We start from the raw sequence: 20,878 nt of genomic DNA, 5'->3' as shown, positions 1-20,878 counted from the left end.
CTAAAAATACGTTTTTTAACGATAAAATCTTACAATATCTATGCAATTTGTCAGAAAATGACATACAGTTTTTAAGTACAATTACGCAGAATAGATTCCCCTCAGAATCTCTGTGGTTTGGTCATGAAAAGTAGGAGTTTGTATGTCCAAGAGCGGCTTTGGTCAGATGTATCGAAAGCTTTCGAGTAAACTGCTTGACCTTGTGGTAACACCGCATGTTTTAGGTGAAGTCCCTGTAGAACCTGTAGTGACTGAAACCGATACAGATACCGGCGTACAGACAACGAAAATTACCTGCTACGTTCTGCAAAATCATTCACGGAGTAATGCTTTAATTGTCGATGGTGAAACCCGTCGTTTAAAGCTACACCCTGCACTCGACCCAATGACTGTGGGTACGCAAACAGAAAAAGCCTCTGTGGTGTTTTTACAACATCATGATGAAGACAACTTACTCAATCCACCGCCACATGCCTTTCCACCTCGTTTATTGCGTTTAATTGAGGTTTTGGAAAAAAATCCTGATGCGGATGTTGAGCTCGTTCCTGTAACCGTGCTGTGGGGTCGTGAACCCGATAAAGAAGATTCTTGGTTTAAATTATTATTTACCGATACATGGTCTACACCAAGCAAAGTGAAGCAGTTGGTCAATATTGGTTTGCACGGTCGTCAATCGTACCTCGAATTCCATGAGCCACAGTCTTTGCGTCGTTTGGTTGAATATGCCAAAACTACACATCCAAACTTGTCACCTGCGACTTATATTGTCAGCACACTGAATGATTATTTAGATGCGCAGCGTGAAGTGGTTTTGGGTCCGGATTTATCTGACCGTCGTAATGTGATGCACGGACTGATCAAATCTACGGATGTGCAAGATGCGATTCGTCGTGAAAGCATTCGCAGTAAAATCAGTATGGTTGAAGCTGAACGTCGTGCGATTGGTTATTTAAATGAAATCGTTTCTGACTATTCTGCATCAACAGTACGTTTTGCTGACTTAGCCCTGACTCGTCTGTGGACACAGCTTTATGATGGCGTAGAAGTACATAACTTCAGTACCGTTCGTGAACTGGCCAAAGACTACGAGATCATTTACACCCCATGTCATCGTAGTCATATTGACTATTTATTATTGTCATATGTGATCTATAAACGTGGCTTGATGGTGCCGTACATTGCTGCGGGCGATAACTTGAACATGCCATTTGTCGGGCAAATTTTACGTGGCGGCGGTGCGTTCTTTATTCGTCGTTCATTCCGTGGCAATGGTCTCTATACCACCGTATTTAAAGAATACCTCTATAGTATTTTGGCGCGTAATACACCACTTGAATACTTCATCGAAGGGGGTCGTTCACGTACTGGTCGCTTATTACCACCGAAGACTGGCATGCTCGCAATGACTGTCCATGGTCATTTACGTAATCCAGCCAAACCGATCGTGTTCTTACCGACCTATATTGGTTATGAGCGTTTAATGGAAGGTGCGACCTACGTTGGCGAAATGAATGGTAAGCCCAAAGAGGGAGAATCGATCATTGGGATTATGAAAACTCTGCGTAAGATCGAACGTATTTTTGGTAAAGTTCATTTGAACTTTGGTGAGCCAGTTTTCCTTGATGATATGCTGAAACAGCACAATGCAAGCAACATCAAAATCGAGAAGAATGACGATCCAATTCCGCCAGAAGTTTCGGATGCCATTAACAGTTCTGCACACGTGATTTTAGAAAATATTAACCGTGCAGCAGTGGTGAACCCAGTTTCATTGCTTTCACTGATTTTATTGGCAACATCTAAACATACTTTAGATGAAGAGATTTGCATTAAGCAGTTAGATACCTATCGCGATCTTTTAACTGCCTTACCTTACGATGAGCGCATGCAAGTGACACCGCTGTCAGGTAAAGAAATCATTGCTTATGGTTTAAAACTCAAGCTGATTAAACGTGTTAATCATGTCCTTGGCGATATTATTGCCATTGCTGATAATCAAGCGGTGTTGTTAACCTACTTCCGTAACAACATCCTGCACGCATTTATTTTGCCATCACTCATTGCCGCTTTGGTTGAACATAATGGTTCTATTCGCCGTGGTGATTTGATTAATGTCATTCGTACACTGTATCCGTTCTTAAAAGCTGAGTTATTCCTCAAATGGAATAATGAAGAGCTTAAAGATCAGATCTGTGCGTATGCAGAAGTACTGATCAAAGCTAAACTGATTTCTGAAGATACAGAAGGCAACCTGATCTCCCCTGCGCCTAACTCAGAGCAGCACAATCAGTTAGTAGTCTTGGCTGCACCCGTGATGCAAAGTCTAGAGCGTTACTACATGACTTTGGCTTTAATTACACAACGTGGTTCGGGCAATATCTCGACGCGTCAGGTTGAAGAACTCAGTCACTTGGTTGGTCAACGTCTGTCTGTGTTATATGAATTTAACTCGCCAGAGTTCTTTGATAAGGCCTTATTCCAAAGCTTTATTAAAGTCTTAACCCAACAAGGTTATATCAGCACCAATGAAAACAACGCCATTGTGTTTGATGAAAATTTCCAAAATGTTGCGCAATATGCCAACCTCGTTTTGGATGATGTGACCCTGCAAATGTTGCAGCACATTACAACCTTTAGTGATGAAGAGTTAAAAGAAGCACTTGATAAAGTTGCTGCGGAACAAGCTAAAAAACGTTTGAAACGTAAGAAAAAATAAACAGTTCTGATTTTTTCGCCATAAAAGCGGAAGAAGATGAGCAAAATCAGGGACAAGTTGTAAAAAGCTTGTCTCTTTTTTTTGGACTATACAAAAGTATTTAATATTTTCTTTTTTAAAATTAAGGTATGTACATTCCAAAATTTTGGAGTTCCATTGGCTAGCGGTTTATTGCCTTTAAATTCATTGATATAAATAATATCAAAGTCCGCATCAAACAATTGTTTAAGTTCTTCCTGTTCAAAACCTATAAATTTTTCAGAAAAATTATTTACCCAATCATCATCTTTCCCTAACAGTTGTATGAGTAAGATGCCTTGCTCACTTAAGGATTCCTGCATTTTCTTTAAAACACTTTCAAGCGAATCCGTAGAACAAAAAAATAAACTGAATAAAGCAATAATTAAACTAGCTTTAGGAAAGCTATAGTCTTCAAAGGCCTGATTAGAAAATAAAAAATTCTTATTGTCTTTAAATTTACTTAGACAGATATTTTTAGCATCAACAGACGGATCAAATGCATATACTTTAAAATGATGACGGAGTAGAAATGATGATTCATTTCCTGCACCACAACCACAATCAATCGCGATCTTTGGTAAATTCTCAAAATAACTTAAAGCTTTTTCCAAAATCGGTCTATGGGGTAGATTCTGAGTAAGTTCAGCAAATGATTTTGTCATTATTTAAATTTTATCCTTTGAGATCCATTCGAAAATTTGAACAATCCATGTTGTAAAAGACCTATCTTATTCATTTATAGATTTTTTTTTAATACTCACAAAGCTGCACTGAAATTTATACGTCACACCAATTTTACACTACACATCACAATCAATCGTGCGCCAACTTAAAACCACTCTCCATCATCCGCGTTGCATAAAGCTTTTTCCCTGTTTCTGCTTCGCTCTCTAAAACCAATTCGGGTAAATGCATAGCTCTTTGCAATTCCAAGATTCGCTCATGCAAGGGTTGAGGTTGATTATTAGTACAAATATATGATTTTTCATGATGTTCCACGTGAAGTAGATGACACAGAAATTTTGCCAAATCATCGATATGTATTCGATTTGACCAATGGATATTGGGATAGCAACGAGTCGTTTCGGCCAGTTTCTGCATTCGTGTTGTCGATGTGCCATAAATCCCAGAGGGACGTACAATCACGCATTCGGTAGGAAATGCTTGTGAGTAGCGATGCTCCATTTCGCGTAACAACATCCCCTGCTCATCGATCGGTTGTGGCACAGTGTCATCATCAATGTGCTCCCCCGCATGCTCACCATAGACACGAGTGGACGACACCACGATTAAACGTTGTATTGGATGACTTGCTAATGCTTGAACAATCGGCTGTACAGAATCGACATAAGTTTGTCGGTAAACATCCACAGCATTGAATTGAGCATGGCGTGCAGGAGCCAAAAGAACATAGACAGCATCAATCGGTTGAACCTGCGACAAATCCAGTTGGTGAATATCTTGGATTAAATGTTCTGCAAAATCATCCTCTTTCGCACTACGACTCACTGTGGTAATTTGGTGACCTTGCTGAAATAATTGTTTAGCAACACGTTGCGATGTTTTACCATAACCGATAAATAGAATATGCATCAAACGACCTATTCTCAGAACTGATCCATTTAGATCATATAAACCGAAGTTGAGGGGACATGGCTGCCGTCCATCAATTGCAAGGGGTTGGCAATGCCGCCGCTGCTTTACTTGAAAAACTAAATATTTTCACGACAGATGATCTTTTGTTTCATCTGCCACGCGACTATGAAGATCGTAGCACGATCATCCCCATGAACCAATTGACCGTGGGTCGCAGTTATTTACTGGAAGGCACAGTCAAAAGTATCGACTTTCCTCCCGGTAAGCGCAAATCGATGGCCGCCCTACTGGATGACGATTGTGGCAAAGTTACTTTACGTTTTTACCATATCTACAAAGGCATTACTGATCGGGTGAAACCGGGGAATCGTTTACGGATTTTTGGTGAAGTCCGTGTTGGTGCTCGTGGCTTAGAAATGTATCATCCTGAACTACAGGTGATTACTGAACACACACCTTTACCACAAACCCAACTCACTGCGATTTACCCCGCAACCGAAGGCTTAACGCAGTCCAAACTGCGTGAATATGTCAAACAAGCACTACAGTTATATAGTGATGACTTACCTGAATTACTGCCAGAAAAATTCACCAATGGCTATGCCCTAAAACAGGCGCTGGACTATATTCATCACCCCCCTGTCAATGCCAATATGTTGCAACTGAGCCAAGGTTCTCATCCTGCACAGCAACGTTTAATTTTCGAAGAATTGGTTGCCCATCAGGTCAGTTTGCTTAGCCGCCGTGCTTATATTCAACAAATCGAAGCACCGTCTTTCTCTGCAAGTAAGAACTTCACCAAACAACTTTTAAGTACGCTGCCATTTGAAATGACCGGCGCACAAAAACGTGTGTCCAAAGAAATTGCGGTCGATCTGAAAAAGAACAAACCTATGCTGCGACTCGTACAAGGCGATGTAGGTGCAGGTAAAACCTTGGTCGCAGGCGTGGCTGCCTGTCATGCGCTTGAGGAAGGTTGGCAAGTGGCCATGATGGCGCCGACAGAAATTTTGGCCGAACAACATTATCTAAATTTCAAAAAATGGTTTGAGCCTATGGGACTGACCGTGTCTTGGCTTTCCGGTAAACAAAAAGGTAAGGCTCGAGCTGCGGCAGAACAAAGTATTCAAGATGGTTCAGCCAATTTAGTGGTCGGCACGCATGCTTTATTTCAGGACAATGTTCAATTTGCCAAATTGGGTTTAGTGATTATTGATGAACAACACCGTTTTGGTGTCGATCAGCGTTTGGCGCTACGAAACAAAGGTCTCAATGGCATGACACCGCATCAACTGGTGATGACAGCAACCCCTATTCCTCGTACCTTGGCGATGTCGGCTTATGGCGATTTAGATACCTCCGTCATTGATGAACTGCCACCCGGTCGTACACCGATTCAAACAGTCACTATTCCACTTGACCGTCGTGAAGAAGTGCTACAGCGGATTGCCAGCAATTGTGCTGAAGGTAAACAAGCCTATTGGGTCTGTACCTTAGTGGAACAATCAGAAACTTTAGATGCTCAGGCCGCTGAAGCGACTTTTAATGAAATTAAAGAACGCTTTCCAGACCTCAATATTGGTCTGGTTCACGGCAAAATGAAGGCCGATGAAAAACAAGCAGTGATGCAGCAATTTAAAAATAATGAATTGCAATTACTGATTGCAACCACAGTGATTGAAGTCGGTGTTGACGTCCCGAATGCCTCAATCATGGTGATTGAAAATGCAGAGCGTTTAGGGCTTTCACAATTGCATCAGCTACGTGGTCGTGTAGGACGTGGTGCAAAAGCCAGTTTCTGTGCCTTGCTGTATAAAAATCCCTTATCGCAAAATGGGCAAGAGCGTTTACGCATCATGCGCGAGACCAATGACGGCTTTATTATTGCTGAAAAAGATTTGGAAATTCGCGGCCCCGGTGAGCTCCTCGGCACTAAACAAACAGGCGATATGGGCTTTCGTGTAGCAAAATTAGAGCGCGATGACCATTTACTCAATCAGGCACACTATGTGGCTCAACAAGTCCTGAACGACTATCCTGCACAGGCTCAAGCCCTTTTAAAACGATGGCTGCCGGAAGCTCCTCGATACGCCTATGTATAATAATTATTAGGATGACAGATCGATCATCCTAATTATACAGATTGGCTTTAACCAGTAAGCTTGTCGAACAGGTTGCTGTGGTGTCGTGATTGCACTTCACAGCAATCTGTGCAAAATACTCAAAAAAGAATGATTAGAATAAAAACATGCTCCAATCCATCCAACATTTCATCCGAAAAGGAATGCAGAGCGTTTCCCCTTGCCTGCTCTGTGGTATCGATCGACAACAACATCATTCGCTTTGTACCGACTGCTGGGCACAATTGCCTTGGTTTAAACAAATGGTTAACCGCCATGAACACAGCATCTCTTGTGCCTTTCTCTATGATTTCCCAATAGATCGCATCATCCAAAGCTATAAGTATGAGCAACAATTGCACTATCAAAATTTACTGGCACAGAGCCTTTTAAGCTTGCGCTTAGCTAGGGTTCAAGCCATCGTGCCCATGCCTATTTCAGTAGAACGACTCAAAGACCGTGGGTACAACCAAATGCTACTCGTTGCACACATGATGGCAAAGCAATTGCGGATCCCTGTTTGGCAACCAGTGATTCGTCAAGCACAGCACGCTCAAAAAGGTTTAAGTCGACTAGAACGCCTAGAAAATATCGAACAACAATTTATTATCAACCCAACCGAAAAACGCCGTTTCCGTAAAGTCCTCATCATCGATGATGTGGTGACCACGGGGAGTTCAATCCATGCATTAAGTACGCTGTTACATCGGCTACATTGCACGCAGGTATATGCCGCATGCATTGCTGCAGCACAGCCTTAGTTTCTAACATCAACCACTAATAAAGAAACTGAGCAAGCGAAGCGGTTTAGCTTTCAACAAGAGATCGCGCCTGCTGCTTCACCCAAGGAATCACCACCTCACGTGTTAAAGGTGCGAGTTTTGTTTGTCTATCATCCAAGCTAACCCATTGAATTGCTGCAATTTCCGCATCAATTTTCGGTTCACCTTGCAACTGAACAAGATAGACATAACTCACCAGTAGATGACCGGCTTCGTTCGCAGCGGCCGTTTCAAAACGACCAATAAATTGTTCAATCTGCGCAGCGCAGCCTATTTCTTCCTGAATTTCACGCAGCATGGTGATTTCAGGGGCTTCATTGGGTTCCAACTTGCCACCCACTTGCATAAAGAATGCCGTGTGTTTTTTACGAACCACTAAAAGTTCATGCTGTTCATTTAGAATAATGGCTGCAGCAACAGTAATAGTTTTCATCAATCTTGTTCCAAATCCGCGATAAAGGCTGTACGTTCAACCATGCCCCATTTCGGCTCTGGCGCAGTGAAATGTTGAAACTTCTCAACAATCGTTTCAATATTATCTTCTGCAATTAAGCCTTCGATAAAACGTGGATGGGTAAAGCCTTTTTCTGCAGTTGTTTTCAGAAAATTCAATAAATCGTCATAAAAACCATCTACATTGAGAAAGGCACATGGCTTTAAATGAATGCCCAATTGAGCCCACGTCCACTGCTCAAAAATTTCCTCTAAAGTCCCTGCTCCACCTGGAATCGCCACAAAACCATCCGAGAGTTCAGACATTTTGGTTTTCCGTTGTTGCATATTTTCTACCACATGCAATTCGGTTAAATCTGGATGTGCCAATTCTTTATCGACCAAGACTTTTGGAATCACCCCAATGACTTGCCCACCTGCACGCAAAGCACTATCTGCCACGACACCCATCAAACCTGAACGACCACCACCATAGACCAGTGTGATGCCTTGTGCCGCCAAATGACGACCGACTTTTTCAGCCACCTGTAAATAGGCAGGATTGTTACCAAGGGCGGAACCACAGAAAATTGCGATAGATTTCATTTATAATCACCATCAGATCAGGAACGCTATGCTGGAAAAATCAACTTTAAACAGATTTTTTCATAAAATAAGCATTAGAACAGTGTTTTTCAGCAAATCCTTGTCTAAAATACACCCATTCATTTTTAACTTACTGCGCAAGGGGAAAAGACAACATGCTTGAAGCCTTTTACGCCACAGAGCGCGGTAGCCTGGAAGATGTCACCATCAATGGTGACTTCGATTTACATCAGGATTTAGTCTGGCTCGATCTCATTGCCCCGTCTCAGGAAGAGCAGCAATGGATTATGGATGCCTATGATCAAAATTTACCTACATTAAAATCATTAGAAGATATTTCGTCGAGTGCACGATTCTACCGTGATGACGATGGTATTTTGCACATCAGCACCTATTTTTTAACGAAAAATAAAAATTTTCAGGTCGATGGCGAACCCGAAGAAAATGCCAACACCTTAGCTACCGTGCAGACAGTTGCCTTTATTTTGCATAAAGAGCGCTTATTCACTTTACGGGGTGAAAAGCTGGTGGCTTTCCGTGCCTTTCGTGCCCGTGCGCGTCGTAATGACTATGAAATTGACTATAAAGATCCAACTTGGATTTTATTGGGTCTTTTAGAAGCCAAACTCGATGAGCTTGCGGATATCTTGGAAGATATCCACAAGGACTTAGAAAAATATTCCACAGAAGTGCTGAATAACCGTCATCGTGAGATGATTTTAGACTTAGATGACATGATTACCCGACTTGCACATTTAGAAGATATGCTCGGGAAAGCACAGCTGTGTCTGATCGATTTACGTCGTGTTCTCACCTTCCTGTCACGTCCTCGCGCCTTGGGCAGTCATATTTATGATGCCGACATCCGAGAACTCAGCGAAGACGTACGCTCTCTTGTTGAGCATGATGCCTTCTTGTTCCAAAAGGTTCGATTCTTACTGGATACCACTTCTGGGTTCATTAATACCGAACAGAACGATACGATTCGTCGATTCTCGATTTTACCAAGTATGCTTGCACCACCGATGTTAGTGGCTAGCGTCTATGGGATGAACACCGATGTATTGCCCTTCGCACATGGTACAACCAGTTTTATCGTGGTCAGCTTAATCATCGTGGCATTCTTTATTGGCCCATTGATGTACTTCCGCTGGAAGAAATGGATTTAATCCTTTCCTATTGCGTAGACTTGCGAGAACTTCTTATCGCACTGCAATAAAAAAAGCACCTTACGGTGCTTTTTTTATTTAGATCAACTGCAAGTCATGCTCAAGATGACAGGCTTGAATAATCTTCATCATTTTTTCAGGGACTGCTTTAAACTGCAAACCTTGCGCTTTTGGCGTTTGACGCAACCAACGGACCAAAACAGCTAAAGCCAAAGTACTGCCATGTTCAAGCTCAGCAAGATTGACCACTAAGGGAAAAGCTTGCTGTTGTTGAATCAATTTCAAGCCGTCTTGATAATACAATTCGGCATTGTTGTAATCGATTTTGCCTGAAACTATCAATTCTTGTTGATGAAGTTTAATCACACATCACCTATCTTATTTTTTCTTGTCTAATGCTGCATCAGCATCAGGTTTGAAGTTCGCAATTGCTTTATCAATGTTACCGCCATTACGTTTTACAGTTGCCGCAAACTGATTACGGAATTGTAAGCCTAGGTCGATACCCGAAACGTTGATATTACGGATTTTCCATTGTGAACCTTTATCCGCCAACTGGAAAGAGACTGGAATTTTTTCACCGTTGTTATGGAAATCAATCGTTACAACAGGGTTCTTACTGTTCGACGCCTTATATGGACGCATGCTATACGTTTGGTTACTAAACTTGGCAAAAGCTGAACCATAGTTTTCGATCAGTGTTGCACGGAAGTTACGTTCAAACTGTGCACGTTGAGCCGCTGAGCTGTATTGATTCGTTGCATACGTACCCATCACGATACGTGTGAACGCTTGTGAATCGATGTACGGGTCTAAGTTTTGACGAACAATCGCTTTCACAGCCGCAGGGTTATTTTGTAGTTTTGCGTGGTCTGCTTTTAAACGTGTAATGAGGCCATCAGCCACTTTTTTTACAAATGCAGGTGGTGCTTCGCTTGGAGCAGCAAAAGCTGTACCTGCCATCATAGTTGATAAGATACTTGCTGTAAGCGTATGTTTTAACAATGTGTTCACTTAATTTCTCCTAAAAATTATTCAACAAATGCAGGTTCTTCTGCCGTTGTTGTGTCAGCAGCTTCTGTTTTTTGTTCAGTATCTGCTGTGCTGTCAGATTTGTTCCCTGCACCACCGGTCACAAATTTAGACACCAAATCTTCGATTTCCATCGTACCTTGGGTATTACCAATTTGGTCACCACGTTTTAAGAAGTTGACACCACCACCCGGTACAATTTTCAAATATTTCTCACCCAATAAACCATTGGTTGCCACCATAATGTAAGCATCTTCATCGATATTGGTGATGGATTTCATGTTAGCAATCAGTTGCTGTTCCATTTCTTTTTGTTTCGCAGGTGTTGCTGCTTCATAGTCTGATGTGTAACGCAGTTCTTCGAGTGCATTCTTTTGCACTTCTTTTAATTGTTCTGCGTTATAAGAGGTTAATGAGCCATCCATAATCAGATGTGCTGTCACTAAGCGCGTCACAGGATCGAGTTTCAACGACTCCACTTGACCGACTTTGACACCGCTTAAGGTGACTTTGGCACGGGGTTTAATCCCGTTTACATTTTCAAATGTCGCGGTCAATTCATAACTGTCTTCGATGTTATTGCCGACCAAACCACTCACACGCATCGCCAAGAAGAAAATAGCGATAGCAAAAAGAATGACAAAAAAACCGACGGCCAGTTCACTCGTACGTGATTTCATTAAATACCTCCGAACATGACCGCAGTCAACACGAAATCTGATCCTAAAACACACAACGAAGAATACACGACAGTACGTGTGGTCGACGTTGCAATACCTTCTGAAGTTGGGACACAGGCATAACCCTGATAGACCGCAATCCAAGTACAAATTAATGCAAAAACAAAACTTTTGATGATGGTGCCATTAAAGACGTCTTTAAAGAATTGCACACTGTTCTCGATGCCACTCCAATAAGAGCCTTCATCTGCACCCAGAAAATCAACACCCACCAATTTACCACCCATGATGCCGACCGCAGCGAAAATCACCGACAACATTGGCAAGCTAAAAATACCGGCCCAAAGTCGAGGCGAGATCACTCGTTTTAAGGGATCGACCCCGATCATTTCCATACTCGACAACTGCTCAGTGGCTTTCATCAAACCAATTTCAGCCGTCAAAGCAGAACCTGCACGACCTGCAAAGAGTAAAGCCGCAACCACAGGTGCAAGTTCACGCAGTAACGTCAGTGCAACGGCGGTGCCGAGCATCGCTTCACTACCAAAGGTCGACAGAATGCTATACATCTGCAAACCCAGTACCGAGCCAATAAATAAGCCAGATACCACAATAATCAGTAATGAAAGCACACCAACACGGTACATCTGATAAATAAACAATTTCACGCCAAGTAAAGTCGGCATGGAAAAAAGAATCTGCAGCAACATAATGGTTGCTACGCCGATTCCTCGAACACGTTCAATGACGCGTCTACCTAATGCGGCAATAGCATTCATGAACGAACCTCATGATTTAAATAGGCCTGATGACTGAATTGATAATCGACTGGACCTTCTACCGAACCCGTCAAGAACTGCTTCACAAACGGCGAGGCATGTGCTTTTAACTGCTCAGGTGTTCCCTCGCCCTGCACTTTCCCTTCAGCCACCACATAGATGTAATCTGCAATTGATAATGTTTCAGCCACATCATGCGAGACAATAATCGTGGTTAAATCTAAAGCTTCACGTAGCGAACGAATCAAGCGAGTTAAAACCCCCATCACAATCGGGTCTTGCCCTGCAAAGGGTTCGTCATACATGATCAGCTCAGGATCGAGTGCAATTGCACGGGCCAAAGCCACACGACGATTCATACCACCCGATAGTTCAGAGGGCATCATTTGTTCTGCACCACGTAAACCAACCGACTCTAATTTCAACGCAACAATTTCAGCGATCAAATGCTCTGGCAACTTGGTATGCGCACGAATTGGAAAGGCTACGTTTTCATATACCGACATATCGGTAAATAATGCACCGCTCTGAAACAACATCCCCATACGCGCACGCGCAGCGAAAAGCTCCTGACGTGACATCTGTGCAATGTCCTGCCCATCAAGCAACACTTCTCCATTATCGGGAGTCAATTGACCACCGATTAAACGGAGTAAAGTCGTTTTACCTGTACCAGATGGACCCATAATTGCAGTGATCTGACCACGACGAATTTTTAAACTGACATTGTCATAAATGACGCGCTCTCCTCGCTTAAAACTCAGGTTTTTCACTTCGATCAGTGCCTGAGTCTGAGAAGACGTTTGATTATTCATAGCTGAGGATTTTCCTGCATTTTTTTCAGCATGCATACTATAAAGGATTGAAGTTTAAAATGTTACCATTGCATGAGCGCATATCCCTGCATTCCATCAGGTAAATTGTTTTTTATTATTAATGCGATTTTATAGAGGCTGTCTTCAACCCAATAGAAGAATTTAGTTAAAATAATTGTATATATAGTAAACGATATTACACAATAAGAGTGTCAAACCGATATAAGGCATAAGTACCTCGATCATCACTGTACGCATATTTGCCAACGCGTTTCCGTTCATATTAATTATCATTAAACACATAAAGTTTGATCAAGTATACATTTTTCTGATTAAAAAGCTAATTTAAATCCATAAAAAAAACCGGTGTTTCCACCGGTTTTTTCGATATTTCTTTCGAAATTCAATTAGTCATTGAATTTACGACGTGGTCGGTCTTCGCCGAAAGTGCGTTCACCACGTGGTTTATCATCACCGAAACGTTTTGGACGGTCATCGCCGAAACGTTTTGGACGATCTTCACCAAATGAACGTTGAGGACGGTCACCGTTGAATTCACGACGTGGACGATCTTCACCAAATGAACGTTTTGGACGATCGCCATAACCTTCACGAGCTGGTTTGTAATCTACACGGTTACCACGGTTGTCATCGTTAGAACGACGGTCAAAACCACCTTCACGACGTGGACGATCGCTGTTAAATTCGCGACGTGGACGATCTTCAAAACCGCCCTCACGACGTGGACGATCGTTGTTAAATTCACGACGTGGACGATCTTCGAAACCGCCTTCACGACGTGGACGATCGTTGTTAAATTCGCGACGTGGACGATCTTCGAAACCACCTTCACGACGTGGACGATCGTTGTTATATTCGCGACGTGGACGATCTTCGCCACCGAATGAACGACGTTCGCCATCACGGTTGCCTTCACGACGTTTGAAGTTTGATTCACCTTCAAAACGACGACCGCCACCGAAACCACCACGACCACCGCGACCGCCATCACGACGACCACGACCGCCATCACGGCTACCGCGTGCAGGAGGTGGAGATGGCTCAAGACCTTCAATTTCAGATACATTTAAACGTGCGTCTAAGAAGTCTTCTAAAGCACGAATTTTACCGCGTTCACGGTAAGTCGCTAAAGTAATCGCGTTACCAGTACGTCCCGCACGACCTGTACGACCGATACGGTGTACATAGTCTTCGTTCTTCATTGGAAGACCGAAGTTAATTACGTGAGAAATAGTTGGTACGTCTAGACCACGTGCAGCAACGTCAGTCGCAACTAAGATTTTTGCACGACCTTCACGAATGCTGCGTAAACGACGGTTACGTACAGTTTGTGGCATTGCACCGTGAAGAGCGACAACTGAGTGACCTGCTTCTGCAAGTTCTTCAGCCAACATATCTGTATCTTCTTGAGTAGATGCGAATACAACTGCTTGATCTACAGACTCATCAGATAACCAGTGAGTCAAAAGTTTTTTCTTGTGTTCGAAACCGTCAGTCCAATGAAGAGTCTGAGTAATGTCAGTATTTGTAGAGTGACCAGTTTCAATCGCAATACGCTGTGGATCATTCATCATGCGTTCTGCAAGTGTAATGATACGCGGCGCAAATGTTGCAGAGAACATTAATGTTTGTTTACGGTTAGCAGCCAAGTCGCTGATCGCTTCTAGGTCTTCAGAGAAACCTAAGTCAAGCATACGGTCAGCTTCGTCAACGATTAATGCATCAACGTTGTCTAGTTTAATTTGACGACGGTTAACCAAGTCAAGTAAACGACCTGGAGTCGCTACGACAACTTGTGCACCTTTAAGCTGTTGAATTTGTTTACCGAAAGGCATACCACCCATAATTGCAGCAATACGAACACCTTTCATATGACGTACTAAAGCAATTGCGTCTTGGCTAACCTGTTGAGCCAATTCACGTGTAGGGCAAAGTACAAGAATAGACGGTGCAGTTACCGCTTTCATGCGCTCTTTGAAAGACATCAAAGTGTCTTGACCAGCCAAAGCATTCACAGTTGGGAGTAAGAATGCAGCAGTTTTACCAGAACCAGTTTGGCTTGATACAAGAAGGTCTTTACCTTCTAATGCAGCTGGAATTGATTGTTCTTGCACTGGAGTCGGAGTAGTAAAACCTAGACCTTGTAATGCTAGTTGTAACGACTCATGTAAAGGAAAATCAGCAAAAGTTTTGCTCATAGAGTATTTCACCCCAAAAATGGGTGCTCCATTAAAAATATGAATTCAGATGGACATCGGCAAAAAGCGGCACAGCAAAAAACGCTGAAAATATAGAATCAGCGGCGATCCGAGAACGACGATGTGTATAACGCACACATGATTACAGCCGCAACCTGAAGGAATCGCTTAGCGATTGGGTGGGGCGCGAAATATCGTCCTCTCTTTGGACCGGAACGCGCATACACAATGATAGAAGAGAATGTTCAGGTAATGAACGAAATTTAGTGCGTGCGGGGATTATAGCAGAAAGTTTTTAAATGTCACCTGTTTTAGTCAACTTCAGAATATTTTTTGTAAGAAGCTTTAAATTATAGGTGTTTAAGCCTTTATTTTTGACCGATTAGACAAAAATAAAGCCCTCATAAAGAGGGCTTTATTTCATTATTCTGTCAATAAACTCGAACTAAGTGTTCTATTATTTAGCAGCTTCACCCCAAGCTGGAACAACAGCTTGCATAAGTGGTTTAAGCATTTTCATAGAACATGCAAGTACTTGACCATTGTCCATTGAGTCGTTACCACCACGAGCATCAACCACAGTACCACCCGCTTCTTTCACAATAAGTTCACCCGCAGCGATGTCCCATGGTTTCAAACCAAGTTCGAAATAACCATCGAAACGACCGGCAGCAACATATGCTAGATCAAGAGCAGCAGAACCTGAACGACGGTATTGAGCACCGGCTTCAGTCACATTTAACAATGAGTTGAAATGGTTTTTCGCATAAGAAACCACTTCGCCATTACGAATTTTACGATACGCATGACCCACTGAAAGGAAAGTGTTTTCTAAGCTGTCTTTTACATTTACACGAATACGGCGTTGATTCATCATCGCACCGCGACCACGGCTTGCAGAGAACAACTCATCTTTCACAGGGTCATAAATAACACCGTGTTGAGTTACACCTTTATGTTGAACTGCAATAGAGATACAGAAATGTGGAACACCATTGACAAAGTTTAATGTGCCATCAAGTGGGTCGATGATCCAACACCAATCAGCGTCGTGACCTTTGCCTTCTTGAAGACCAAACTCTTCGCCTAGGAAACTGTGATTTTTATAGCTTTTACGTAGGGTATCGATAGTCAATTGTTCCAAATAACGGTCTACACGCGTTACTGGACCATCAATTCCTTTTTCTTCGACTTGTAGATCGAGTTTATGACGATTTTGATGCGCTTTTAAAAGCTCTTGACCAACTAATTGAGCCGCACGCGCAGCCATAACCACCATAGGTTCCATTGAACACCCACTACAAATTTGAAGATACTGATAAAGAATAATGCATAAAAGCCCTTATATCTTATCAAATATAAGGGCTTTTAGGGAAAAAATGTTTCTAAAAATTAGAAATTCAACAAACCACTGTTTGCTTATGTTTTAGCCAGCTCTGTGTCACTGAAGCGCCAATGCCTTCAGCATCCAGTCCAGCCTGATGCAACATTTGAGCATGTGTTGCTTGATGCATGAACTCGTCAGCCAAACCTAAATTCAGCACAGGCTTAACCACGCCTGCTTGGGCTAAATATTCATTTACTGCACTGCCCGCACCCGCCATGACTGCATGCTCTTCAACTGTCACAAATAGTTGCGTACTTGCTGCGATTTGATCGATCAACTGTGTATCTAATGGCTTCACGAAGCGCATATTAATCACACGTACAGCCACATCTAGCTTTGTCGCTAAAGCCTGCCCTGCCTCTAGTGCCGCTTGAACACGACTACCAAAAGCCAATATAGAAATGGTGTCATCTTGCTGATCATTGAAGTTTGCAACAATTTCACCACGGCCAATTTCAAGCTCAATCATCTCTTGCTGAATCTCAACACCCAGTCCATTACCACGTGGGTAACGTACCGCCGCTGGGCCTTTATACAAATAAGCCGTATGCAACATTTGACGACATTCATTTTCGTCTTTCGGCGCCATGATCACCATGTTTGGCACGGTACGCATAAAGGCATAATCATATGCACCGGCATGCGTTGGGCCATCTTCACCAACCAAACCTGCACGGTCGATACCAAATGTCACATCGAGATTTTGCAAAGCGACGTCATGAATCAGTTGATCATAACCACGTTGTAAGAAGGTTGAATAGATTGCAACAACAGGTTTTACCCCTTCACAGGCCATCCCCGCAGCCAAAGTCACCGCATGTTGTTCTGCAATGGCAACATCAAAGAAACGCTCAGGAAACTGCTTGGCAAATTGCACCATGCCTGAACCTTCACACATCGCTGGGGTAATCGCCAATAAACGATCATCCTGTGCAGCTTCATCACATAACCACTGACCAAAAACATCTGAATATTTCGGTGCAGTTGCCACTGCAACGGGTGTATTCACTTTACTGATGGCATGGTATTTGATTTGATCTGCTTCGGCAGGTGCAAAGCCTTTACCTTTTTTGGTATAGACATGCACTAAACGTGGGCCTGTGCGTTTTTTTAAGGCTTCAAACACATTTGTTAATTGTTCAACATCGTGCCCATCAAAAGGACCAAAGTAGTCAAAGCCAATGGCTTTAAATAAGTTATCTGCAGCATCGGTCGCAGCACAATGTAGGCGTGAGTTATACGCCCATTCAGGATGCGGTTGAATATAGGCTTCGCCATTTTCAGAAATATTAACCGATTGACCACTTTCCCAAATCGCTGCCAAATGCTTGGCAAAACCACCAGTACTGCATGAAATCGACATATCATTGTCGTTCAATACCACCATAAGGTCAGCATTGTGTGCCACCGCATCGTTCATGGCTTCAAAAGCCATACCTGCTGTCATCGCGCCATCACCCACGATTGCAACCACATGACAGGGATCTTGCTTGAAGCGACGTGCCAATGACATCCCAAGACCAGCAGAAATCGCAGTTGATGAATGGCCTACACCAAAGGTGTCAAATTCAGATTCTTCACGGGCAGGAAACGCTGCCAAACCATCTTTAGCACGAATCGTCACTAATTGTTCACGACGACCAGTTAAGGCTTTATGCGGATAGGCTTGATGACCCACATCCCAAATCAGACGATCACGTGGCGTTTCAAAACAATAATGTAATGCCACGGTTAATTCGATCACCCCAAGATTGGCACCAAAATGCCCACCACTTTGTCCGGCCGCATACAAAATAAATTGACGTAACTCATCCGCCACTTGCTCTAATTGGCTGCGCTCGAGTAAACGAAGTTGTTGAGGATGGTTAATCGTATCCAGCAACGGTGTTACAGGGCGTTGAAATGGTATTTCTTTATACAGCATAATGTGGCAAAGCCTTCTAAAGCCTGGCAAATTCCTAAGCTCGGTCTAAATGGGTAACTCGATCATATCGTCGAATTGTATCACCTTACAATCAGCCAAACTTGTAGCGATGTAATTTTTAGCAATGATCTCGTTGGGGAGATTTTGAATGAGTCAGATTATCCTGAATAATCTTCCTATTTATCAACTATTATCGTTCGCTTTATACAAAAAAGAAAATGTTCTGCATAAATTCGTCGTTGCAATTCTACCAATGTCCAAGCATTACGCTATACTTTAGCCAATTTATAATCGAATAAACGGGTTAAGCAGTGCCTATAGAATTTGTCGCAACGTCAAGATTACCGACCGCTTTTGGTGAATTCAATATTACGGTTTTTCAGGATCCTGAAACCGGTGAAGAACACGTCGCACTCTCTAAAGGACTAGAACAAGCTCCCACTGAACCTGTTTTAGTTCGTATCCACTCCGAATGCCTCACCGGTGATGCCTTCGCTTCACTCAAATGTGACTGCGGCCCACAGCTTCAAGCCACCCAAAAATTAATTAATGAAGCAGGTCAAGGGGTGATTTTATATTTACGCCAAGAAGGTCGTGGTATTGGCTTGACCAATAAAATCCGTGCTTATGCCCTACAAGACCAAGGCCATGACACAGTGGATGCCAATTTATTATTGGATCTTCCTGCCGATGCACGTCGTTATGATATGTGCCCTATCATGTTGAATCATCTCAACATTACGGCTGTGCGTCTCATTACCAATAACCCATTAAAAATTGAAGCGCTCCAAGAGCAAGGCGTGAATGTCGTTGATCGTGTTCCGCTGACTGTGGGTTTAAATCCCTTTAACGAACAATATTTAAAAACCAAACATGATCGTATGTCGCATATGTATCAAAAGGACGATTTTTAAAAATCCTTTAAATTCTCCATAAATTAATCCCTCCAAACCTCCCTTTACAAAAGGGAGGCTTCCCCCTCTTTATTAAAGAGGGGTTAGGGGAGATTCAAATCGTCATCGAAAAAATACGATTTTCAGGAACACGACGTTTTAATCGTAAATCAAAAGCCATGCAGATATTACGGACAAAAGGCTTGCCTGCATCACTCACCTGAATGTGCTGATCAAAAATCTCGAGCAAGCCATCTTCTTGCATTTCAGCCAATTGCGCTAATACTTCATCAAGCTCAGGAAATTGCATTTCTGGACCTGCCCAAGAAGTTTGGAAGGTACACATCAAATTGAGAATATGTTTACGAATGATTAAGTCCTCATCTGTCAGCACATGCCCCCGATAGACTGGAATTTCATTCGCTTCTAAACGTGCATAATAGTCTTCAATTTTCTTTTCATTTTGTGCAAAGCTGTACCAACTATCACTGATCGAAGATAAGCCGAGACCAATCATCACTTGGGTTTTCGATGCGGTATAGCCCATAAAATTACGGTGCAAACTGCCCTGCTGAAAAGCTTGATACATCGGATCTTGGGTTAATGCAAAATGATCCATCCCAATTTCATGATAGCCCTGCGCCAGTAGCTGTTTTTTACCTTCTTCATAGCATTGACGCTTTAAATCATCTTTCGGGACATCGGCATCTTTAAAACCACGCTGACCATTGCCCTTAATCCACGGTACATGTGCATAGCTATAAAAGGCTAGACGATCTGGCATCAAACGATTGGTCTGTTCAATGGTATGCAACACGTCGTTTAGATCCTGAAATGGCAAACCAAAAACCAAGTCATGCGAAATAGAGGTATAGCCAATATCACGTGCCCACTGTGTCACTTGTTCAACATGTGCAAAGGGCTGAATACGGTGGATGGCTTTTTGCACCTTCTCATTATAATCCTGCACTCCATAACTTACGCGTCGAAAACCAACATCATACAAAGCTTGTAAATGCTCACGTGTGGTATTGTTCGGATGCCCTTCAAAGCTAAACTCATGTGTATCGGCAATATCAGCATGCACTAGAATGCCTTGAATCAACTGGGTGAGATGCTCCGGAGAAAAGAAAGTAGGCGTTCCCCCGCCCAAATGAATTTCTTTAATTATTGGCCGATCAACCAAGAGCTGACAATATAAGTCCCATTCTTTCAGCACCGCCTGAATATAAGGCAGCTCCATCTCATGTTTTTTCGTGACTTTTTTATGGCAGCCACAGAACGTACATAAGCTTTCACAAAATGGTAGATGGATGTACAGACTGATGCCTTCGCTGTGATTGGTCTCATCAAATGAACGCTTCAATCCCTGTTTCCACTGTTGCAATGAAAATTCAGCTTCCTCCCAATACGGCACGGTTGGATAACTGGTATAGCGTGGACCTGGTACATTGTATTTTTGAATTAAAGAACTCGCCTGCTGAGACATCGATGCACCATTTCAATCAATGAGATTCAATTTAAATCTACCTTATGATTATTGTGCTGAGCTTCAGATGTGAATTCAACCTAGCAAATTTGTCGGAATAGGCCCAATTTCAGCCGGAGCAATTGCTGCTAACTTTGCATGATCTTTTGGTTTAATCACTAGATATCTAGATTTAAAGCAAAGATCCGATGCTGAGTATCGGGAAAAATGCCTTAAGT

Annotated in this window: 18 protein-coding genes; 5 read left to right on the top strand and 13 right to left on the bottom strand. The window is 42.6% G+C overall.

From position 1 onward, the window contains the following. Window positions 1–142 precede the first annotated feature (142 nt). The gene (plsB, locus tag AC4CU0_RS02045; RefSeq protein WP_490742356.1) at window positions 143–2,716 is read left to right on the top strand and encodes a glycerol-3-phosphate 1-O-acyltransferase PlsB; all 2,574 of its coding nucleotides are present in this window, start codon (window positions 143–145) and stop codon (window positions 2,714–2,716) included. Between the two features lie 86 nt (window positions 2,717–2,802). Here the strand turns inward: plsB and AC4CU0_RS02040 are convergent, their stop codons facing one another. Further along, window positions 2,803–3,399, bottom strand: a complete 597-nt coding sequence (locus AC4CU0_RS02040; RefSeq protein WP_490742355.1) for a methyltransferase domain-containing protein — start codon at window positions 3,397–3,399, stop codon at window positions 2,803–2,805. Window positions 3,400–3,550: 151 nt separating this feature from the next. Beyond that, window positions 3,551–4,330 carry an NAD-dependent epimerase/dehydratase family protein gene (locus AC4CU0_RS02035; RefSeq protein ID WP_490742354.1) on the bottom strand — a complete coding sequence of 260 codons (780 nt, stop codon included), beginning with the start codon at window positions 4,328–4,330 and terminating at the stop codon, window positions 3,551–3,553. A gap of 59 nt (window positions 4,331–4,389) precedes the next feature. Here AC4CU0_RS02035 and recG point away from each other — a divergent pair, with 59 nt between their 5' ends. Next, complete coding sequence (recG, locus tag AC4CU0_RS02030; protein ID WP_249734081.1) at window positions 4,390–6,435, top strand: ATP-dependent DNA helicase RecG; 2,046 nt, start codon at window positions 4,390–4,392, stop codon at window positions 6,433–6,435. 146 nt (window positions 6,436–6,581) lie between these two features. After that, complete coding sequence (locus AC4CU0_RS02025; RefSeq protein ID WP_490742353.1) at window positions 6,582–7,214, top strand: ComF family protein; 633 nt, start codon at window positions 6,582–6,584, stop codon at window positions 7,212–7,214. Window positions 7,215–7,260: 46 nt separating this feature from the next. Here AC4CU0_RS02025 and AC4CU0_RS02020 read toward each other — a convergent pair whose 3' ends face one another. After that, complete coding sequence (locus AC4CU0_RS02020) at window positions 7,261–7,668, bottom strand: NUDIX hydrolase (protein WP_490742352.1); 408 nt, start codon at window positions 7,666–7,668, stop codon at window positions 7,261–7,263. After that, window positions 7,668–8,273 carry an LOG family protein gene (locus AC4CU0_RS02015; RefSeq protein ID WP_180112982.1) on the bottom strand — a complete coding sequence of 202 codons (606 nt, stop codon included), beginning with the start codon at window positions 8,271–8,273 and terminating at the stop codon, window positions 7,668–7,670. The genes AC4CU0_RS02020 and AC4CU0_RS02015 overlap by 1 nt, the downstream gene beginning before the upstream one ends. Window positions 8,274–8,428: 155 nt before the next feature. Between AC4CU0_RS02015 and AC4CU0_RS02010 the strand changes: the two genes are divergently transcribed. Further along, on the top strand, window positions 8,429–9,442 hold the full coding sequence (locus AC4CU0_RS02010) for a CorA family divalent cation transporter (RefSeq protein ID WP_490742351.1): 1,014 nt from the start codon (window positions 8,429–8,431) through the stop codon (window positions 9,440–9,442). A gap of 78 nt (window positions 9,443–9,520) precedes the next feature. On the opposite strand, the gene AC4CU0_RS02005 is transcribed toward AC4CU0_RS02010, so the two are convergent. The 8 genes from AC4CU0_RS02005 to dxs form a co-directional block, all read right to left on the bottom strand. Continuing rightward, window positions 9,521–9,808: an STAS domain-containing protein gene (locus AC4CU0_RS02005; protein WP_180003434.1), complete on the bottom strand. Its 288-nt coding sequence runs from the start codon at window positions 9,806–9,808 to the stop codon at window positions 9,521–9,523. Window positions 9,809–9,820: 12 nt separating this feature from the next. After that, window positions 9,821–10,456 (bottom strand): MlaC/ttg2D family ABC transporter substrate-binding protein, encoded by a 636-nt coding sequence (locus AC4CU0_RS02000; protein WP_180003433.1) that lies wholly within the window; start codon window positions 10,454–10,456, stop codon window positions 9,821–9,823. 17 nt (window positions 10,457–10,473) lie between these two features. After that, entirely contained in the window at window positions 10,474–11,154 is a 681-nt protein-coding gene (mlaD, locus tag AC4CU0_RS01995) for an outer membrane lipid asymmetry maintenance protein MlaD (RefSeq protein WP_168379104.1), read from the bottom strand. Further along, entirely contained in the window at window positions 11,154–11,933 is a 780-nt protein-coding gene (mlaE, locus tag AC4CU0_RS01990) for a lipid asymmetry maintenance ABC transporter permease subunit MlaE (protein WP_078189301.1), read from the bottom strand. The genes mlaD and mlaE overlap by 1 nt, the downstream gene beginning before the upstream one ends. Further along, the gene (locus AC4CU0_RS01985; protein WP_490742350.1) at window positions 11,930–12,748 is read right to left on the bottom strand and encodes an ABC transporter ATP-binding protein; all 819 of its coding nucleotides are present in this window, start codon (window positions 12,746–12,748) and stop codon (window positions 11,930–11,932) included. Before AC4CU0_RS01985 ends, mlaE begins: the two co-directional genes overlap by 4 nt. Window positions 12,749–13,155: 407 nt before the next feature. Beyond that, entirely contained in the window at window positions 13,156–14,967 is a 1,812-nt protein-coding gene (locus AC4CU0_RS01980) for a DEAD/DEAH box helicase (RefSeq protein ID WP_078189302.1), read from the bottom strand. 457 nt (window positions 14,968–15,424) lie between these two features. Continuing rightward, window positions 15,425–16,255 carry an inositol monophosphatase family protein gene (locus tag AC4CU0_RS01975; protein WP_078189303.1) on the bottom strand — a complete coding sequence of 277 codons (831 nt, stop codon included), beginning with the start codon at window positions 16,253–16,255 and terminating at the stop codon, window positions 15,425–15,427. A gap of 112 nt (window positions 16,256–16,367) precedes the next feature. Continuing rightward, entirely contained in the window at window positions 16,368–18,278 is a 1,911-nt protein-coding gene (gene dxs / locus AC4CU0_RS01970) for a 1-deoxy-D-xylulose-5-phosphate synthase (protein WP_490742349.1), read from the bottom strand. A gap of 311 nt (window positions 18,279–18,589) precedes the next feature. On the opposite strand from dxs, the gene ribA reads away from it, so the two are divergent. Continuing rightward, a complete protein-coding gene (gene ribA / locus AC4CU0_RS01965) occupies window positions 18,590–19,192 on the top strand; it encodes a GTP cyclohydrolase II (RefSeq protein WP_168379100.1) in 603 nt (200 codons plus the stop codon). Window positions 19,193–19,286: 94 nt separating this feature from the next. Here the strand turns inward: ribA and hemN are convergent, their stop codons facing one another. After that, window positions 19,287–20,660, bottom strand: coding sequence for an oxygen-independent coproporphyrinogen III oxidase (gene hemN / locus AC4CU0_RS01960; RefSeq protein ID WP_180126859.1), 1,374 nt, complete (start codon window positions 20,658–20,660; stop codon window positions 19,287–19,289). Window positions 20,661–20,878 lie beyond the last annotated feature (218 nt).

It is taken from the genome of Acinetobacter sp. LipI_15 (assembly GCF_058242865.1).
The sequence above is the reverse complement of the archived record's forward strand: the minus strand, read 5'-3'. Positions and strand labels throughout refer to the sequence as shown.

Bases quoted from the DNA above. Each gene is read 5' to 3' on its own strand.
- plsB (WP_490742356.1), top strand. From the start codon at position 143: ATGTCCAAGAGCGGCTTTGGTCAGATGTATCGAAAGCTTTCGAGTAAA.
- AC4CU0_RS02040 (WP_490742355.1), bottom strand. From the start codon at position 3,399: ATGACAAAATCATTTGCTGAACTTACTCAGAATCTACCCCATAGACCG.
- AC4CU0_RS02035 (WP_490742354.1), bottom strand. From the start codon at position 4,330: ATGCATATTCTATTTATCGGTTATGGTAAAACATCGCAACGTGTTGCT.
- recG (WP_249734081.1), top strand. From the start codon at position 4,390: ATGGCTGCCGTCCATCAATTGCAAGGGGTTGGCAATGCCGCCGCTGCT.
- AC4CU0_RS02025 (WP_490742353.1), top strand. From the start codon at position 6,582: ATGCTCCAATCCATCCAACATTTCATCCGAAAAGGAATGCAGAGCGTT.
- AC4CU0_RS02020 (WP_490742352.1), bottom strand. From the start codon at position 7,668: ATGAAAACTATTACTGTTGCTGCAGCCATTATTCTAAATGAACAGCAT.
- AC4CU0_RS02015 (WP_180112982.1), bottom strand. From the start codon at position 8,273: ATGAAATCTATCGCAATTTTCTGTGGTTCCGCCCTTGGTAACAATCCT.
- AC4CU0_RS02010 (WP_490742351.1), top strand. From the start codon at position 8,429: ATGCTTGAAGCCTTTTACGCCACAGAGCGCGGTAGCCTGGAAGATGTC.
- mlaD (WP_168379104.1), bottom strand. From the start codon at position 11,154: ATGAAATCACGTACGAGTGAACTGGCCGTCGGTTTTTTTGTCATTCTT.
- mlaE (WP_078189301.1), bottom strand. From the start codon at position 11,933: ATGAATGCTATTGCCGCATTAGGTAGACGCGTCATTGAACGTGTTCGA.
- AC4CU0_RS01985 (WP_490742350.1), bottom strand. From the start codon at position 12,748: ATGAATAATCAAACGTCTTCTCAGACTCAGGCACTGATCGAAGTGAAA.
- AC4CU0_RS01980 (WP_078189302.1), bottom strand. From the start codon at position 14,967: ATGAGCAAAACTTTTGCTGATTTTCCTTTACATGAGTCGTTACAACTA.
- AC4CU0_RS01975 (WP_078189303.1), bottom strand. From the start codon at position 16,255: ATGGAACCTATGGTGGTTATGGCTGCGCGTGCGGCTCAATTAGTTGGT.
- dxs (WP_490742349.1), bottom strand. From the start codon at position 18,278: ATGCTGTATAAAGAAATACCATTTCAACGCCCTGTAACACCGTTGCTG.
- hemN (WP_180126859.1), bottom strand. From the start codon at position 20,660: ATGTCTCAGCAGGCGAGTTCTTTAATTCAAAAATACAATGTACCAGGT.